This window comes from Azorhizobium sp. AG788 (assembly GCF_943371865.1).
Lineage (GTDB): Bacteria > Pseudomonadota > Alphaproteobacteria > Rhizobiales > Xanthobacteraceae > Azorhizobium.
Map to the genome: position 1 here is coordinate 56,234 of NZ_CALRWL010000004.1, position 15,893 is coordinate 72,126.

Consider the following 15,893-nt stretch of genomic DNA (forward strand, 5'->3'; position numbering starts at 1 on the left):
GATCGGGCGCAGCACCGATCTGCCGCATTTTTCCGCGCATGTAGTTATTGAGCGCCCGCCATGACCGGGCGCCGACGGAGGCGAACAGCCAGTGGCGGATCTTCTGGTGCTCGGCATCGAGACCACATGCGACGAGACCGCCGCGGCGGTGGTGGCGCGTTCCCCCTCCGGGGCCGGCGACATCCGCTCCAGCATCATCCGCTCGCAGATCGAGGCCCATTCGCCCTATGGCGGCGTGGTGCCGGAGATCGCCGCCCGCGCCCATGTGGAGGTGCTGGACCGGGTGATCGCCGAGGCCATGCACGAGGCCAATGTCTCCTTCCACGATCTGGCGGCGGTGGCCGCCGCCGCCGGCCCCGGCCTGATCGGCGGGGTGATCGTCGGGCTGACCACGGCCAAGGCCATCGCGCTCGCCTCCCATCGCCCCTTGGTGGCGGTGAACCATCTGGAAGCGCACGCCCTCACCGCCCGGCTGACCGATGGGGTGGCCTTCCCCTATCTGCTGCTGCTGGTGTCCGGCGGCCACACCCAATTGCTGGCGGTGGAAGAGGTGGGGCGCTATCGCCGCCTCGGCACCACCTTGGACGACGCCATCGGCGAAGCCTTCGACAAGGTGGCCAAGATGCTGAGCCTGCCCTATCCCGGCGGGCCGGAAGTGGAGCAGCAGGCGCTGCTGGGCGATCCCGAGCGCTTCACCTTTCCCCGCCCCATGCATGGCCGGCGCGAGCCGGACTTTTCCCTGTCCGGCCTGAAGACCGCCGTGCGGCTGGAGGCGGATCGCCTCGCTCCGCTGTCCGACCAGGATGTGGCGGATCTGTGCGCTTCGTTCCAGGCGGCGGTGGTGGATGTGGTCACCGACCGGGTGCGGGCCGGCGCGCGCATGTTCCGCGAGCGCCTGGGCACCACGCCCACCGCGCTGGTGGTGGCGGGCGGGGTGGCCGCCAATGGCGCCATCAAGGCCGCCTTGCAGAAGGCGGCTGCCGAACTGGGCACGCGCCTGGCCGTGCCCCCCCCGATCCTGTGCACCGATAATGGCGCCATGATCGCCTGGGCCGGGGCCGAGCGGCTGGCCCGCGGCCTCACCGACCCGCTGCATATCTCCCCCCGCGCCCGCTGGCCGCTGGACCCCGCGCCCGCCCCGGTGCGTGCCTGATCCCCATGGCGGCTTTCTCTTGTATCGGCGTGATCGGCGCCGGCTCCTGGGGCACGGCGCTGGCCAATGTGGCGGCGCGTGCCGGACGCGACGTGGTGCTATGGGCGCGCGATCCCGCCCAGGTGGCGGACATGACGGCGCGGCGCGAGAATGTGCGCGGCCTGCCGGGCATTGCTTTGGAAGCCGCCGTGCGCCCCACCGCCGATCTGGCCGATGCGGCGGCGGCGGATGCGCTGCTGCTGGTGGTGCCGGCGCAGGTGTGCCGGGCGGTGGTGGGCGATCTGGCGCCGCTGCTGGCGACGGGCATGCCGCTGATTTCCTGCGCCAAGGGCATTGAGCGCGGCACGGCGGCCTTCGTCACCGAGATCATCACCGCCGCCGCGCCCGGTGCGCGGGCCATGGTGCTGTCCGGTCCCAGTTTTGCCACCGACGTGGCGCGCGGCTTGCCCACCGCTGTGACACTGGCGGCGGCGGACGGGGATCTGGCCAAGGCGGTGGCGGAAGCGCTCGGCTCCTCGTCGTTCCGGCTCTATCACTCCACCGACGTGCGCGGGGTGGAGATCGGCGGCGCGGCCAAGAATGTGCTGGCCATTGCCGCCGGCATCGTCGCCGGGCGGCGGCTGGGAGCGAGCGCCGGGGCGGCACTGACCGCGCGCGGCTTTGCCGAACTGCTGCGGTTCGGCCGCGCGTTCGGCGCCTCGCCGGAGACGCTCACCGGCCTGTCCGGCCTGGGCGACCTGATCCTCACCGCCTCCGGCCCGCAATCGCGCAATTTCGCCTTCGGGCTGGCCCTGGGCGAAACCGGCACGCCGCCGGCGGGCGGCAAGCTGGCGGAAGGCGCCTTCACCGCCAGTGCTTTGGTGGCCATGGCGGGGGCGCGCGGCATCGAGATGCCCATCTGCGCTGCGGTGGATGCGGTGCTGGCCGGCCGCCTGTCGGTGGAAGGGGCGATTGAGGCGCTGATGGCCCGGCCGCAGCGGGCGGAAGTCTAGGGTTTTATCGGTTTTTGGGCTGTGACGGCGCGCCCGGTCGCAGCCGTTTCACCCCCCTCCCTGCCCTCCCCCGCAAGGGGGGAGGGTTTCCCGGCCCGAGGGCGGCGACCTCTCTCTCCACACCACCTGAACAAGAGCACCGCGCCCCCTCCCCCCTTGCGGGGGAGGGTTGGGGAGGGGGGTGAAATGGTTGGGGCCGCAGAGGCCGGAAAGATGGACGCTCCCCCGTCTCCTCCATCAACGCATCAACCACCCACCACCCCAGCCCCCCGGTTGTAGCCGCACGCCGGACGTGCATAGCTTGCTCAGAGGTATGCACGGGGGGATGCCGGCGTGATCGCGCGATTGATGACCAATTGGGTGTACGGCGGCTTTCTCGCCAGCTTTGTCATCCTGGCGCTGCTGCCGCTGATGGGCGCCAGCCTGCCGCTGCTGCTGGTGATGCTGCAATTGCCGGTCTACATGCTCCACCAGCTGGAAGAGCATGACGACGACCGCTTCCGCCGGTTCGTGAACACCAATATTGGCGGCGGGCGCAACGTGCTGCCGATCCCGGCGGTATTCGTGATCAATATCGGCGGGGTGTGGCTGTTCAACCTGGTGTCCATCTGGCTGGCGGCCACGGTGGATCTGGGGTTCGGCCTGATCGGCATCTATGGCGTGCTGGTGAACGGCGTGGTGCATGTGGTGGCCGCGGCGGTGAGCCGGCGCTACAATCCCGGCCTCGTCACGGCCATCGTGCTGCTGCTGCCCGCCGGCATGGTCGGGGTGTGGCTGATGGTGGCCAGCGGCCATGGCGGCGCGGCATTCCAGGCCATCGGCCTTGGGGCCGCCATCGCCTTGCACATCGCCATCATCGGCTATGTGCTCACCAACAAGCGTCGCCTGGGCGCCTGAAGCGGGCGCATGATGGAAGGCCGGCTCCGGGGACCGGAGCCGGGGAAAGCTCAGAAGCCGACGAACACGGTTTCCAGATGCTGGACTTCCGGCGGCGAGGCGAAGAATGGCCCCACCAGGGCGCGCCAGGCCTGGAAATCCTCCGACTCGCGGAAGTCCACGGTGTGGTTCTCCAGCGTCGCCCACTGCACGGTCAGGCGATATTGCGAGGGATGTTCCACCGAGCGGGTGAATGCCATGCCCGAGCAGCCCTTGGCGCGCTGGAACAGCGGCACCGCCTGGCGCGCGGCGGCTTCGAACGCGGCTTCCTCGCCGGGCTTCACATGGATCAGGGCGACTTCATAAACCATTTGGATGGCCTCCTTTTGGGCGGCGCGGACCCTATCATGTCCACCCGGGCGGGCAATGCGCCGCGCGGCGGGCCGCTTGCCAAATCCGGCGCGCCGCGGCTACAGCGGAGCTGTCGCGATCCGGCATTCCCCGCAACCTCGCCGCAGGAGATCCCCATGGCCCATTGGCTCTACAAGTCCGAGCCGTTCAAATGGTCGTGGGACCAGCAGGTGAAGGCCGGCGCCAAGGGCACCCATTGGGACGGGGTGCGCAACCATCTGGCCAAGCAGAAATTGCTGGCGATGAAGATCGGAGACCAGGGCTTCTTCTACCATTCCAACGAGGGCAAGGAGATCGTCGGCATCGTGGAAGTGATCCGCGAAGCCTATCCCGACCCCTCCGACCCCTCGGGCAAGTTCGTCATGGTGGACATCAAGGCGGTGAAGCCGCTGAAAAAGCCGGTGACCTTGGCCCAGGTGAAGGATGATCCGCGCCTGCAGGAGATGGCGCTGATCAAATTCTCCCGGCTCTCGGTGCAGCCGGTGACCGACGACGAATGGGATTTGCTCTGCGCTCTCGGCGGGCTCTGACCGTATCGAAGGACATGTTCCCCCCGTGCCGGATCACCGGCGCGGGGCGCACTTGCCGTTTTGCCCCGCCTATTTCGGCGCGGTGGGCTGCTGGGTGACGGGCGGAGCCGGCGAGCGGGTGAACAGGCTTTCCGCCCGGTTCTTGCCCACCGACTGCCAGAACATCAGCGCCAGAGCGACGATGGTGACCCCCAGCGCCATGTAGCGGATCCAGCGGGGAGCCGCGCCGCCCGGCGTGGTCTTGTGCTCCTCCACGTCGCGCTTGTGGGTGAGGGCGAGGGCATAGAACACCATGGTCGCCACCACGAAGATCAAGGACCAGCGGGTCTGGTTGCCGTCGGAGCCGACGATGGCCCACAGGCTGTAGACGGCGGCGATCAGGATGATGACCGTATAGAGCGCATATTCCTTATGCGGCATCTTCTTGTAGCCGATCACCTTCAGCGAGATCGCCGAATAGATGTAGGGCAGCAGGGTCATGATCACCGCGATGGAGGCGATCTTGCCGAACTGCTCGCTGGCGGTGGGCGACATGGTGGCGATGATCTGCACCGTCATGATGCCCGCCACCAGCACCAGCCCCATGGACGGCACCCCGGCCGCATTCACCCGCGCGAACAGATTGGGGAACAGGCCGTCATCGGCGGCGGCCTTGGCGGTCTGGCCCACCAGCAATGTCCAGCCGGCCAGCGAGCCCAGGCAGCCGATGGCGGCGCAGGCGGCGACCACATTCGCCGCCGTGTCGCCCAAGGCGAGGCGCGCCGCATCGGCGAACGGGGCGGAGGAGGCGATCAATTCCTTGTTGGGGATCATGCCCATGATCACCGAGGAGGAGAGCACGTAGCAGATGCCCGCCAGCACCACGCCGGTCAGCGTGGCGATGGGCACGTTGCGGCGCGGGTTCTCCACCACGCCGGCGGACACCGAGGCGGTTTCCACCCCGATGAAGGCCCACAAGGTGAAGTTGAGCGTGGCGCCCACGGCGCCGAAGGAATCCTTGCCGGAGACGTTCCAGCCGTCCGCATAGGTCTGCGGGCTGAACCAGTACCAGCCCAGCACCGCCATGCCGATGATCGGCACCAAGGCGAACAAGGTGGTGAAGGACTGCACCCGGCCGACGAACTTCGGCCCGAGGATGTTGGCATAAGTGAAGAACCAGACCACGGCGATCTGGGCCAGCACCATGATGAACGGGTCTTTGAGGGCCGGGAAGAAGTGGGAGAGATAGCCCAGGCCGGCCACCGCCAGCCCCACATTGCCCACCACATTGGCCAGCCAGTAGATCAGGTTGGTCTGGTAGCCCATATAGTCGCCGAACGCCTCGCGGGCATAGGCATAGGGCCCGCCGGCCAGGGGATCGATGGCCGCCAGCTTGGCGAACACCAAAGCCAGCGACAGCGCGCCCACCAAGGTGATCAACCAGCCATAGAGCGCGATGCCGCCGATGGCGGCGAGATTGGCCGGCAGCATGAACACGCCGGAGCCCATCATGTTGCCCGCCACCATCAAGGTGGCGGGGATCAGGCCGATCTTGCCGGCGGTGGAGACCACGTCGGCGGTGGACGGGCCGGTGCCCGATGCGGAAGTGTCGGAGGCGCTCATGCCTGCACCATCGTGTCGACGGTGGTGGGGGCGGGATATGCCGCGCCGTGGTGGGCGGCGGCCTCGGTCACGCACAGGATGCGATAGCGCCCGTCCTCCGCCTCCACCCCGTGGATGTCATGGGTGAAGCCGGGAAAGTCCCCATCGAAGGCTTCCAGCGATTTCAGATAGCCGATCACCGCGCCATCCGCCGCGCCGGCCAGTTCGCCCGGCATCAGCAAGGGAATGCCCGGCGGATAGGGCACGACGCCGGTGGCCACCATGCGGCCGGCGAGGCCATCGAGCGTCACATGCTCCACATGGCCCAGCACCAGTTGCTCATAGGCTTCCACCGGGCTCATTTCCGGCACCGGCAGGTCGGAGAAGGCCTGCGACAGCCATTGGGTGGTCTTCAGCCGACCCATGGCGGCGAACATCTCATCCGCCAGATCCTTCAGCCCCAGCGTGCCGTAGCGGGCGGGCTGCGCCGTCACCAGGGCCGGGATGGCCTGGGTGAGCGGCAGATTGGCGTCATAGTCCTTCTTGAAGTCCAGCAGGGCGTTGATCAGCGTGCCCCACTTGCCCTTGGTGATGCCCAGCGAGAACAGGAACAGGATGGTGAAGTCGGTGGTCTTCTCCACCACGATGCCGCGGCCATCCAGATAGGCGGTGAGGATGGTGGCGGGAATGCCGGTCTCCCCCAGCACGCCCTGCGCCGACATGCCCGGCGTCATCACCGAGACCTTGATCGGGTCCAGCATGCAGTAATCGTCTTCCAGATCCTCGAAGCCGTGCCAGGCATCGCCCGGATGCAGCACCCAATGGGTGGGCTCGGTGGCCAGGGTTTCCGGGTTGGCCGCATGGAAGGCGACCGGCGCGCCGCCCGCCACCGGGGTCACGGTGTCCGGCTGCCAGACGTTGAAGAACCAGTCATTACGCTCGGCGAAAGTGGCGCGGATGCGGGCCACGCTCTGGCGGAAGGCGATGGCCTCGCGGATGGATTCCCCCGTCAGCGCGGTGCCGCTGGGGCCGTCCATCATGGCGGCGGAGACGTCGTTGGAGGCGATGATGGCATATTGCGGCGAGGTGGAGGCGTGCATCATGAACGCCTCGTTGAACCGATTGTGCGGGATCGGCCGGCGCCCGTCGCGCACATGGATGAAGGAGGCCTGCGACAGCGCCGCCAGCAATTTGTGGGTGGACTGGGTGGCGAACACGGTGGGCCGGGAGGCATCGTGGGCGCCGGGGTCGCCATGCATGGCGAAGCGGTCGCGATAGAGCGGATTGAAGCGGGCGTAGCCGTACCAGGCTTCGTCGAAATGCAGCCGGTCGACGCTTTGGCCCAGCAATTCCTCCACGCGGGTGACGTTGTAGCACAGGCCATCGTATGTTGAGTTGGTGATCACCGCATGCACGGGGGTCCGATCGGCGATGCGCGCCGCCAGCGGGTTCTCCGCAATGGCCTGCGCCACCCCCTGGGCGGTGAGCCGGTCGGGATGGATCGGCCCGATCAATCCCAGGCCATTGCGCGAGGGCACCAGATAGGTCGGGATCGCCCCCGACAGGGTCATGGCGTGCTCCACCGACTTGTGGCAGTTGCGGTCGCACAGCGCGATCTGGTTGCGCGTCACGCTGGCCATGAGGATGACGCGGTTGGAGGTCGATGACCCGTTGGTCACGGTGTAGGAGCGATGCGCCCCGAACACCCGCGCCGCATAGCGCTCGCCCTCGCCGATGGGGCCGGAATGATCCAGCAGCGAGCCCAGCTCGCCCACCGAGATCGACAGGTCCGAGCGGAACAATTCCTCGCCGAAGAATTCAAAGAAGGCCCGCCCGGCCGGATGCTTCAGGAAGGCCGTGCCCCCCGTGTGCCCCGGCGTGTGCCAGCTATATTCATAGACCTGGGCAAACCGGGCCAGCGCCTTGAACATGGGCGGCAGCACCGCGCTGCGATAGCGCTGGATGGCGGCGACGATCCGCCCGGAGATGAATTCGGGCGTGTCTTCCAACAGCCAGATGTAATCGTCCGCTTCCTCCATCACCTCCAGCGGCAGGTCCGAGGCGGCGGAGCGCTCCGCCAGCAGGAACACCGGCACGGTGGCGTTGCGGGCGCGCAGGGCCTTCAACAGCGTCTTGGCGCCCGCATGATCCACATCTGAGTCCAGATCCCAATCCAGCATCACGCATTGGATGGCGGTGTCCGACACCAGCACGGCGCGGCCATCGGCGGCGGAGAGGGCCTCCACCACGTCTACCCCGCGCTGGACGAGATCGGCGATCAGCGCCCGTGCGGCGGCGCCGGCGGCGGACTTTTCCGCCAGGCTGTCGCTCACCAGGACGGCACGCATGCCGAGGCGCTCTTCGACGGTTGGGATCATGGGCAGGACTCCGGGCCTTAAAGGCAAGGCCGATGGCAGGGCGCCGGAGCGTGCGCGGTCGGGTTGAGGGCGTGAGGAAACAGCGCAAATCCCGGACGCGCGAACGTTAGGCCCCCGCGCCGGTGCAACCCTTGATTCAGCGCAACTCAGGCGCGCGGGCTGGCCCCGTGAGGCGCGGGGCCGGCTGTGCTAGCCTTTGGCCGCGTTGTTTCCCTCCCGCCATGAGCCCGCCCGTGCGATCCGCCTGCCGTCTTGTTGTTTTCGCCCTCCTTGCTGTGCTGGCGATCCAAGCCCCCGCCCGCGCCGCCGATGCCGCGTTCACCGCCTTCATCGCCTCGCTGTGGCCGGAGGCGCAGGCGGCCGGCGTCTCCCGCGCCACCTTCGAGCGCGAGACCCGCGGCCTGGAGCCGGACTACAAGCTCCCCGACCTCGCCTTGCCCGGTCGCCCCGCCACCGGCGCGCGCGGGCAGGCGGAATTCGTCCAGGTGCCGGCGGACTATGTGAAGGAGGCCCGCATCATCCAATTGGCCGCCGAGGGCCGGCGGCTGTGGCAGAAATACCGTCCGGCCCTGGACCAGATCGAACGGCAGTTCGGGGTGCCGGCGCCGGTGGTGCTGGCGCTGTGGGGCCGCGAGACCGATTTCGGCCGCTACACCTCGCCCTATGACACCCTGCGGGTGGTGGCGACCCAGGCCTATGTGGGCCGGCGCAAGGACCAGTATCGCGACGAATTCATCTATGCCCTGAAGATCCTCGACAGCGGCGTGGTGGCGCGAAAAGACTTCCGCGCCTCCTGGGCCGGCGCCACCGGCCTGACCCAGTTCCTGCCCTCGGACTATGTCCTGCACGGCGTCTCCCTCGACGGCACCAAGCCGGTGGACATCTGGCATTCGGTGCCCGATGCGCTCGCCTCCGCCGCCAAGCAACTGGCGGACAAGGGCTGGCAGAGCGGCCTGCGCTGGGCCTATGAGGTGCGCGCCCCGGCGGATTTCGATTGCACCAAGGCGGTGCCGGCGGTGCAGCAGCCCATCAGCGCCTGGCTGCGGGCGGATTTCACGCTGCTGTCCGGTCCGGCACCCACGGCGGGGGAACTGGCGCAGCCGGCCTCGCTGCTGCAGCCGGAGGGCATCTATGGCCCCGCCTTCCTCACCACCGCCAATTACTTCGTGCTGAAGCAATATAATATGTCGGACCTGTACGTGCTGTTCGTGGGCCATCTGGCCGACCGGATGGTGACGCCGCAGCCCTTCGCCACCCCCTGGTCCGCCTCCAGCCAGCTGCGCACGTCCTCCGTGGAGGCGATGCAGGCCTATCTCACCCGCGCCGGCCTCTACACCGACAAGATCGACGGCAAGGCCGGCATGCAGACCCGCGCGGCTTTGGGCGCCTACCAGAAATCCGCCGGCCTGAAGCTGGATTGCTGGCCGAGCGAAGCGGTGTTGCAGGCGATGCGGGGGCGGTGAGGGGGGAGCGCTTCGATGACGGCTCGCTGCTGATTCGGAGCGGCCCCCTCTCCGACTGTCGGCTTTCTGGCAGGTTGATCTCGGTCGCCTCTCCTCGACTTGTGGATTTTCTACAGCGGTGCTGTTCCACCCTTTTTCAATAGACGAGCAGCTACACGATAAAGATCAGGCATATCTACCCGCTCATCCTTTCGGACGAACATTACACCAATTTGTCGAAGGGCCGTGAGGAGCCCTTCTTCTTCATTATGAGTACTGTCAGGAATAGGAAATAGATAGCCGAGTTTTTTCGCGTCTTGTTTCAAAGAGGCGACCGTCTTTGCCGCCTTCCAGACCTTGAAAACAGCTTTGGGTTCTTGAGGTAAAAGAAGCCCATCGAGTGGTGCAAGGACGCCTTTGATCCATGGAAATTCTTGATGGAGTTGGTCAACGCGGTTTTGAGAGGCCGTGCGAAGGCCGTGGCGGATTCCTTCGGGAGTGATTACCCGATCATCTCCGATCCCAGCAGCCTTGGCTGCTCCAATAAGAAGTCCGAGGAAGCTTCGCGGTGTCACTTCGTCATGAGCGTCGGCAAGGTGCGAGAGTGGCCAATCGTATGTGCGGCCCTTCTTGTAGCCATATGTTCCTGAGCCCATAAACGGGCCAGCCAACTGCTCCATCAAATGGCGTTGGGTGAATTCATCCCATGCAGGTGCCCACGAGCCCTGGAGAACATCTTCTCTCGTAGGCATCGCAAGATTGACCTCACGCAATAATTTGGTCACTTCAGCGTTTGCCGCCGGATCCTTTGCAAGCCCAATGCGAGAGAAGAACAATCCGTATAAATCCGTTCCTGACCACAAGAGACGGATCGCGCCCGCCCGGAGCTTTGGCAATTCTACGAACCGCAGGCTGCTGTCGTCTATCTGATCCGGACGAACGAAAAGTTTCGGAGCGATTTCAGGATATCCCCGTAGCGCCCAAACGATTTCGAGGAGTGCTTCAGTTAGCAATCGCCGCCCCGACCACGATGTGGATATCGTATCTAGAGCATCATATACTATAAGAAGTTTTTTATCAGAATTCGCAAGCTCATTGTTGATCTTATCAAGAAATTCACCGCGCTCCTCCCAGTCATTGGCCATCGAAATGAGTTTAGAAAACTTCGGTGGTGGGGCTTCATTTTTATAAAAAAAGGCGGCTCGTAAAATTGTAGCCCACCAAAATGCACGCGCGCTTTCTTCTGTCTCGTCAGCTTTCAAATTATCGATGACGTCACGTGCGAGACCTTTGCCTCCAGGAACGCCAGTATATCCGAACTCGACCAGAACCTTTTCTAAGCCAAGTCGCGGATACGCCAAAGCTGCGGCCTCCTTGGTCGCCTCATTTCCCAGAACGCCAGACCAAAAGCTCTTCCCTGCACCTCGTGCGCCCACAACAATTGGATTGTCTGGATCAAGGGCTGCCGAATGTGCCTCGGGTGCGAACATGTCATCGATTTTTGGAGCTCGAGCGCCGATAGCATCGTTCGATACATCGCTCGGGATCGCGCCAATCAGCCTTCTCAAAGCTTGATTTCGGGTGACCGTCATGGGCGCTGAGTTCCCTCCTTGATCGCAAGTGCCGCATCGACATAGGCAATCAATTTACCAAATGCATTCTGATATGCCGATTCGGACAGTTGATCTCGTTTTCGCAGTGGATCGAAATTCGCGAAGATGGCGTCATATGCGACGGATAGAATTTCGGTCGTGCTGGCCCCTTCGGTAAGCCCAAGATCTGCGTCACTGACGCTATCGTCCCAGGACACGTCGCTGAAGCCATCGGGTAAGGGTACCGTACCCTGTGTTTCCTCAAGTGCGTGCCCTTGTAACATGCGCTCACACTTGCGGCGAAATTCCGCACGAAGCTCCGCATCAGGTGGCGCCTTCGCCTGAACCAGATTCACCCGACTGAACCACTCGCTCTCAATACTCTCGGTGCGCGAATAACGATCGACATGGCTAAATAGTGCGCGGTATCCTTGGAATGTCTGAGGTTCGTCAGCACCGAAACAAAGTATCTCAGCGCCAAGCCCGAAAAGAGCCGCGGCGGCAATCTCGTGAAGACCCGCGCGAGCATCGATTAAAATCAGATCGTATCTGCTATTCTCCTCCAAGTCATCGATGATTGCGGCCACCTGATCGAGTAAAGTCTCGACTGCGCCGTCCTCACGAACGACTTCTCCATAAGCTCGACCGATCTTGGCAAGCACATCCGCTGGGTTCGCTAGCGACCTCGCTCCGAAAGCAGGCACGACATCGACCCGACCGCGGCCTGAAAGCGTCGATGCCCCGACAAGGTCCCGGAGTAGTTCAGCGCTGAGCGGTGATAGCGCGCGTTCGACTAGGGCGTCGATCATTCCGAACTTGGGCGTCGTCGTTTCGTTCAACAGCATCGCCCCGAGTCCAGGCGCTTCCATGTCCAGGTCGACCGCAAGCACGCGCCGGCCGCGGGATGCCGCATGTGCGGCCACAACTGCGAGGGCCGTAGAACGCCCAACACCTCCTTTGAGGCTGGCAAAGACCAACCGAGGAGCGCGGTTGGCTTTGCGGCTGGTCGGGTTGCGGAGCCAGTCGGCTCCAACCAAGCGGCGGTCGATCAGTCGCACTCGCCTACCTGCTACGGACACGGGGACTATATCCCCACTATGCAAAAGGTCGGTAATGCCAAAATCGTTGGAGCCAGCGATAACCCGGTCGGTGCGTGCGTAGTATCCCAGCGCCTCAATTAAAGTCTTCGTCAATAATGCACGTTGCTCGTCATCAATCGAGGATGCGAGATAAAACGAAAGACGTCCCTTTGTATCCCGAAGCGCAACGCCCTGTTCTAGAGCATGCTCCCCACATGATTTTATGACGGCCTCCACCAATGCGGGCAGGCTGTCGTCAAAATAAATCGTCATTTTAAGTTCCTATGGAGGCGACGGCTTGCTTGGCTTGCCCCCTCCACCGCTCGACCTCTGTAGGTGTCACCGCACCCGTGGCAGCATAACGGATATCGGTACTCCAACCGCCCATGAAGCCCGATTGGTCAAGGAGCCGGCTCAGGGTGCCGCTGCGTCGACCCGCAGCGGCGTCTCGGGAGGCACTGAGCAGAACGGGAAAATGCAGATAATAGGGATCTGAGCGGCGATCCGCTGCCGCCGGTCGAATACCTAACTCCTCCATCATTGCCTTCACTGCGCACTCGGCTGCGAGGCCATAAAGATAGCCGGCAACATGATAGCCGGTCTCCGGAAGTGCGTCAGCGGCAGTGAGGTTTCTCCTTGCAGCGACGGGCATATTCGGCGCACGCGGCATCTAGCCCCCTCGGGAATCATAGCTTCTAAACACATCGTCGTTAGGATGCCAACGGATCTGATAATGACAATAGCTTCACGCTCTGGACAGCTAATTCCGCCGGATAAATTAGCCGATTGCGCTATTTGAGGCCGAAGCTGAGCGTCAGCCTCAAAGCTGTGAGCGAATGTCGGCTCATGCACCTACCCACTCTTTAACCGCTTGCAAAAGGCTTGAGCCCCCACGCCCCCGTGACTGGCGCCCCCGCCGTCCGCGCGCTAGCGTCCGGCCAACTCCCACATCCTCCCGAGCGTCCCCTTGAAACACATCGGCTTTCTCTCCTTCGGCCATTGGACCCCCTCGTCGCAGTCGCAGACCCGCTCGGCGGGGGATGCGCTGCTGCAATCCATCGAGCTGGCGGTGGCCGCCGAGGAATTGGGGGCCGATGGCGCCTATTTCCGGGTGCATCATTTCGCCCGGCAATTGGCCTCGCCCTTTCCGCTGCTGGCGGCGGTGGGCGCCCGCACACGCAAGATCGAGATCGGCACCGCCGTCATCGACATGCGCTATGAGAACCCGCTCTATATGGCCGAGGATGCAGGCTCGGCCGATCTCATCGCCGGCGGGCGGCTGCAACTGGGCCTCAGCCGCGGCTCGCCGGAGCAGGTGATCGACGGCTGGCGGCACTTCGGCTACCAGCCCGCCGAGGGCGAAACCGCCGCCGACATGGCCCGCCGCCACACCGAAGTGCTGCTGGAGACCTTGCGCGGCGAAGGCTTCGCCCAGCCCAATCCCCGGCCCATGTTCCCCAATCCCCCCGGCCTGCTGCGGCTGGAGCCGCACTCGGACGGCCTGCGCGAGCGCATCTGGTGGGGCGCCTCCTCCAATGCCACGGCGGTGTGGGCGGCGGAGCGCGGCATGCATCTGCAAAGCTCGACCCTGAAGGATGACGAGACCGGCGAGCCGTTCCACATCCAGCAGGCCGCCCAGATCCGCGCCTATCGCGCCGCCTGGGCGGCGGCGGGGCATCAGCGTGAGGCCCGCGTCTCGGTGAGCCGCAGCATCTTCCCCTTGGTGGATGAGCGCGACCGGGCCTATTTCGGCCGCGGCAATGAGAGCGAGGACCAGATCGGCTATATCGACGCCCGCACCCGCGCCATCTTCGGCCGCTCCTATGCCGCCGAGCCGGATGTACTGATCGAACAGCTGAAAGCCGACGAGGCCATCGCCGAGGCCGACACCTTGCTGCTCACGGTGCCGAACCAATTGGGCGTCGCCTATAATGCCCATGTGATCGAGGTGCTGCTCACCCACGTCGCCCCGGCGCTGGGCTGGCGCTGAGGCGGGCCTCGGGCGGGGCGCTCCGCGGGGCGGGACGGCGGGCCGCTTGCCCTGTACAGGGCACCCGGCCCGCGTCACTGTCCGGCCCCATGAGCGTTGTTCCCACCCCCGTCCTCGATCCCATCGCCTTCGTGAAGGCCGAGACGCGCCTGCGCCCGGTGCCGCTGGTGCCGGAGCTCTCTTTGTATGTGGCCGACGAGGCGGTGCCCATCTGGTACCGCACCGAGGAGGAACTGGGCGAGATGGGCCTGCCGCCGCCGTTCTGGGCTTTCGCCTGGGCCGGCGGGCAGGCGCTCGCCCGCCATGTGCTGGACCACCCGGAGGTTGTGGCCGGCAAGAGCGTCTTGGATTTCGCCTCCGGTTCCGGCCTCGTGGGGCTGGCCGCGCTGCGTGCGGGCGCGAGAAATGTCGTATGCGCGGATATTGACGTGTTTTCACACGCGGCCATCGCGGTGAATTGTGGGGCGAACGGGGTCGAGTTACACGGAAATTTACAGATCGCCACCGCCGATCTGATCGGACGCGACGACGGCTGGGACACCGTTCTGGCCGGCGACATCTGCTATGAGCGCGATCTGGCGGAACGGGTCATTTCCTGGCTGCTGGGGCTCTCGGCACGGGGCGCCTTGGTGCTGATCGGCGATCCGGGGCGGGCCTATCTGCCCAAGGAACGGCTTGAAAAGCTTGGCGAATATCAGGTTCCGGTGACCCGCGAGCTGGAAGACACCGAGCTCAAGCGCACCAGCGTCTGGCGCCCGCGCCCGCCGGCGTGAGGGAACTCTGGGCCGGATGGATCGTTCCCCTCGGGTAACGCCCTTCAGCCCCGAGGAAATCCATGGATATCAACGACATCTGGCAGGAAATGCGCGATCGCCGCTCCTGCATGCTGATCGACCGCGACGGCCCCCGCCTGCGCGCCCGGCCCATGGCGCCGGTGGCGCGGCAGGAGGATGGCGCGGTGTGGTTCGTCACCGACGCCCATGCGGCCAAGGACGACGAGATCCGCGCCAACCCTCAGGTCTGCCTGACCTTTTCGGATCCGGGCGACCATTTCTATCTCTCGGTCTCCGGCCATGCGGAGGTCATCCGCGATGCCGCCAAGCTGCATGAGATCTGGTCGCCGCCCATGGAAGCCTTCTTCCCCGGCGGCCCGGATGATCCCAATGCGGTGTTGCTGTGCGTGCGCCCCGAGCAGGCGGAATGCTGGAAGGGCGAGGGCACCTTGGTGACCGGCTTCAAGATCGCCGCCGCCATCCTGGGCGAGCGCCGCCCGCAGCTGGGCGAAACCGCCAAGGTCCGCATGTAAGCGCTGGAAAGAGCAGGGAAAAACGGCGGGTCGCCTTGGGCGGCCCCCGTCTCAGATGCGGCGGGGCGCCCGCGCCAGCAGGGCCGAGATGGCCACCACCAGCCAGCCGGCGATCATCATCGTGCCGCCGAACGGCGCGCTGCCGCCCAGAAGTTTGATTTCCATCAACGCCCGCAACCCCAGGTCGCCGGAAAAGAGAAGGGTGCCGAGGCCGATGGCCGAGGTGCCCACGAGAAGCGGGATCCGGCCTCGATCCAGCGTGGCTGCCAGGGTTGCCAGCGCAACCAAGGCGGCCGCGTGGATCATCAGGAAATCCGCCGCGATGGAGAGGGACGTGCCGCCGGCCAGATGCGCGGCAACCGCCGCAGCGGCGACGCCGCAGGCTCCGAACAGTCCGGCGCAGGCGATCAGCAGGCGAGGCCACAGGGTCATGGTTGGGTTCCTTCCACGCCTTTCTATAGCCGAGCCGGGCGGCGGCGGCACCGCCGCGCGGATGCGTCAAACCCGCCGGGCGGCGCCACTTGCCGCGATATGCGTCCAAAGTCTGGGGTGAGCTTGGCTTG

Annotated in this window: 14 protein-coding genes; 8 read left to right on the forward strand and 6 right to left on the reverse strand. The window is 65.3% G+C overall.

The window, feature by feature from the left end; all coding sequences use genetic code 11:
- Nucleotides 1–91: 91 nt before the first annotated feature.
- The 3 genes from tsaD to AAG816_RS04105 all read left to right on the forward strand — a co-directional run bounded on the left by tsaD (nt 92) and on the right by AAG816_RS04105 (nt 3,042).
- Entirely contained in the window at nt 92–1,153 is a 1,062-nt protein-coding gene (tsaD, locus tag AAG816_RS04095; protein WP_341988243.1) for a tRNA (adenosine(37)-N6)-threonylcarbamoyltransferase complex transferase subunit TsaD, read from the forward strand.
- Nucleotides 1,154–1,158: 5 nt separating this feature from the next.
- Nucleotides 1,159–2,145 (forward strand): NAD(P)H-dependent glycerol-3-phosphate dehydrogenase, encoded by a 987-nt coding sequence (locus tag AAG816_RS04100; protein ID WP_341988244.1) that lies wholly within the window; start codon nt 1,159–1,161, stop codon nt 2,143–2,145.
- Between the two features lie 333 nt (nt 2,146–2,478).
- Nucleotides 2,479–3,042 (forward strand): HXXEE domain-containing protein, encoded by a 564-nt coding sequence (locus AAG816_RS04105; RefSeq protein ID WP_341988245.1) that lies wholly within the window; start codon nt 2,479–2,481, stop codon nt 3,040–3,042.
- 50 nt (nt 3,043–3,092) lie between these two features.
- On the opposite strand, the gene AAG816_RS04110 is transcribed toward AAG816_RS04105, so the two are convergent.
- Entirely contained in the window at nt 3,093–3,392 is a 300-nt protein-coding gene (locus AAG816_RS04110; protein ID WP_341988247.1) for an antibiotic biosynthesis monooxygenase, read from the reverse strand.
- Between the two features lie 156 nt (nt 3,393–3,548).
- On the opposite strand from AAG816_RS04110, the gene AAG816_RS04115 reads away from it, so the two are divergent.
- Nucleotides 3,549–3,962 carry an EVE domain-containing protein gene (locus AAG816_RS04115; protein WP_341988248.1) on the forward strand — a complete coding sequence of 138 codons (414 nt, stop codon included), beginning with the start codon at nt 3,549–3,551 and terminating at the stop codon, nt 3,960–3,962.
- A 69-nt stretch (nt 3,963–4,031) separates the two neighbouring features.
- On the opposite strand, the gene adiC is transcribed toward AAG816_RS04115, so the two are convergent.
- On the reverse strand, nt 4,032–5,564 hold the full coding sequence (gene adiC, locus AAG816_RS04120) for an arginine/agmatine antiporter (protein WP_341988249.1): 1,533 nt from the start codon (nt 5,562–5,564) through the stop codon (nt 4,032–4,034).
- Nucleotides 5,561–7,921, reverse strand: a complete 2,361-nt coding sequence (locus AAG816_RS04125; protein WP_341988250.1) for an Orn/Lys/Arg decarboxylase N-terminal domain-containing protein — start codon at nt 7,919–7,921, stop codon at nt 5,561–5,563. The genes adiC and AAG816_RS04125 overlap by 4 nt, the downstream gene beginning before the upstream one ends.
- Nucleotides 7,922–8,142: 221 nt before the next feature.
- Here AAG816_RS04125 and AAG816_RS04130 point away from each other — a divergent pair, with 221 nt between their 5' ends.
- Nucleotides 8,143–9,384: a lytic murein transglycosylase gene (locus AAG816_RS04130; RefSeq protein ID WP_341988251.1), complete on the forward strand. Its 1,242-nt coding sequence runs from the start codon at nt 8,143–8,145 to the stop codon at nt 9,382–9,384.
- A gap of 110 nt (nt 9,385–9,494) precedes the next feature.
- Here the strand turns inward: AAG816_RS04130 and AAG816_RS04135 are convergent, their stop codons facing one another.
- Together AAG816_RS04135 and AAG816_RS04140 are read right to left on the reverse strand one after the other, a co-directional pair.
- The gene (locus tag AAG816_RS04135; RefSeq protein WP_341988252.1) at nt 9,495–10,955 is read right to left on the reverse strand and encodes a hypothetical protein; all 1,461 of its coding nucleotides are present in this window, start codon (nt 10,953–10,955) and stop codon (nt 9,495–9,497) included.
- The gene (locus tag AAG816_RS04140; RefSeq protein WP_341988253.1) at nt 10,952–12,307 is read right to left on the reverse strand and encodes an AAA family ATPase; all 1,356 of its coding nucleotides are present in this window, start codon (nt 12,305–12,307) and stop codon (nt 10,952–10,954) included. The genes AAG816_RS04135 and AAG816_RS04140 overlap by 4 nt, the downstream gene beginning before the upstream one ends.
- Nucleotides 12,308–13,001: 694 nt before the next feature.
- Here AAG816_RS04140 and AAG816_RS04145 point away from each other — a divergent pair.
- The 3 genes from AAG816_RS04145 (at nt 13,002) to AAG816_RS04155 (ending at nt 15,330) form a co-directional block, all read left to right on the forward strand.
- Nucleotides 13,002–14,024: an LLM class flavin-dependent oxidoreductase gene (locus tag AAG816_RS04145; protein ID WP_341988254.1), complete on the forward strand. Its 1,023-nt coding sequence runs from the start codon at nt 13,002–13,004 to the stop codon at nt 14,022–14,024.
- Between the two features lie 89 nt (nt 14,025–14,113).
- On the forward strand, nt 14,114–14,797 hold the full coding sequence (locus tag AAG816_RS04150; protein ID WP_341988256.1) for a methyltransferase: 684 nt from the start codon (nt 14,114–14,116) through the stop codon (nt 14,795–14,797).
- 62 nt (nt 14,798–14,859) lie between these two features.
- A complete protein-coding gene (locus AAG816_RS04155) occupies nt 14,860–15,330 on the forward strand; it encodes a pyridoxamine 5'-phosphate oxidase family protein (RefSeq protein ID WP_341988258.1) in 471 nt (156 codons plus the stop codon).
- Nucleotides 15,331–15,381: 51 nt separating this feature from the next.
- Here AAG816_RS04155 and AAG816_RS04160 read toward each other — a convergent pair whose 3' ends face one another.
- Nucleotides 15,382–15,762: a DUF423 domain-containing protein gene (locus tag AAG816_RS04160; protein WP_341988259.1), complete on the reverse strand. Its 381-nt coding sequence runs from the start codon at nt 15,760–15,762 to the stop codon at nt 15,382–15,384.
- Between the last annotated feature and the right edge of the window lie 131 nt (nt 15,763–15,893).

What these genes read in the sequence shown, in the direction of transcription:
- AAG816_RS04100 (WP_341988244.1), top strand. Translation starts at nt 1,159, where the DNA reads ATGGCGGCTTTCTCTTGTATCGGCGTGATCGGCGCCGGCTCCTGGGGC.
- AAG816_RS04155 (WP_341988258.1), top strand. Translation starts at nt 14,860, where the DNA reads ATGGATATCAACGACATCTGGCAGGAAATGCGCGATCGCCGCTCCTGC.
- AAG816_RS04140 (WP_341988253.1), bottom strand. Translation starts at nt 12,307, where the DNA reads ATGACGATTTATTTTGACGACAGCCTGCCCGCATTGGTGGAGGCCGTC.
- AAG816_RS04130 (WP_341988251.1), top strand. Translation starts at nt 8,143, where the DNA reads ATGAGCCCGCCCGTGCGATCCGCCTGCCGTCTTGTTGTTTTCGCCCTC.
- AAG816_RS04150 (WP_341988256.1), top strand. Translation starts at nt 14,114, where the DNA reads ATGAGCGTTGTTCCCACCCCCGTCCTCGATCCCATCGCCTTCGTGAAG.
- AAG816_RS04125 (WP_341988250.1), bottom strand. Translation starts at nt 7,921, where the DNA reads ATGATCCCAACCGTCGAAGAGCGCCTCGGCATGCGTGCCGTCCTGGTG.
- AAG816_RS04160 (WP_341988259.1), bottom strand. Translation starts at nt 15,762, where the DNA reads ATGACCCTGTGGCCTCGCCTGCTGATCGCCTGCGCCGGACTGTTCGGA.
- AAG816_RS04135 (WP_341988252.1), bottom strand. Translation starts at nt 10,955, where the DNA reads ATGACGGTCACCCGAAATCAAGCTTTGAGAAGGCTGATTGGCGCGATC.
- AAG816_RS04110 (WP_341988247.1), bottom strand. Translation starts at nt 3,392, where the DNA reads ATGGTTTATGAAGTCGCCCTGATCCATGTGAAGCCCGGCGAGGAAGCC.
- AAG816_RS04115 (WP_341988248.1), top strand. Translation starts at nt 3,549, where the DNA reads ATGGCCCATTGGCTCTACAAGTCCGAGCCGTTCAAATGGTCGTGGGAC.
- adiC (WP_341988249.1), bottom strand. Translation starts at nt 5,564, where the DNA reads ATGAGCGCCTCCGACACTTCCGCATCGGGCACCGGCCCGTCCACCGCC.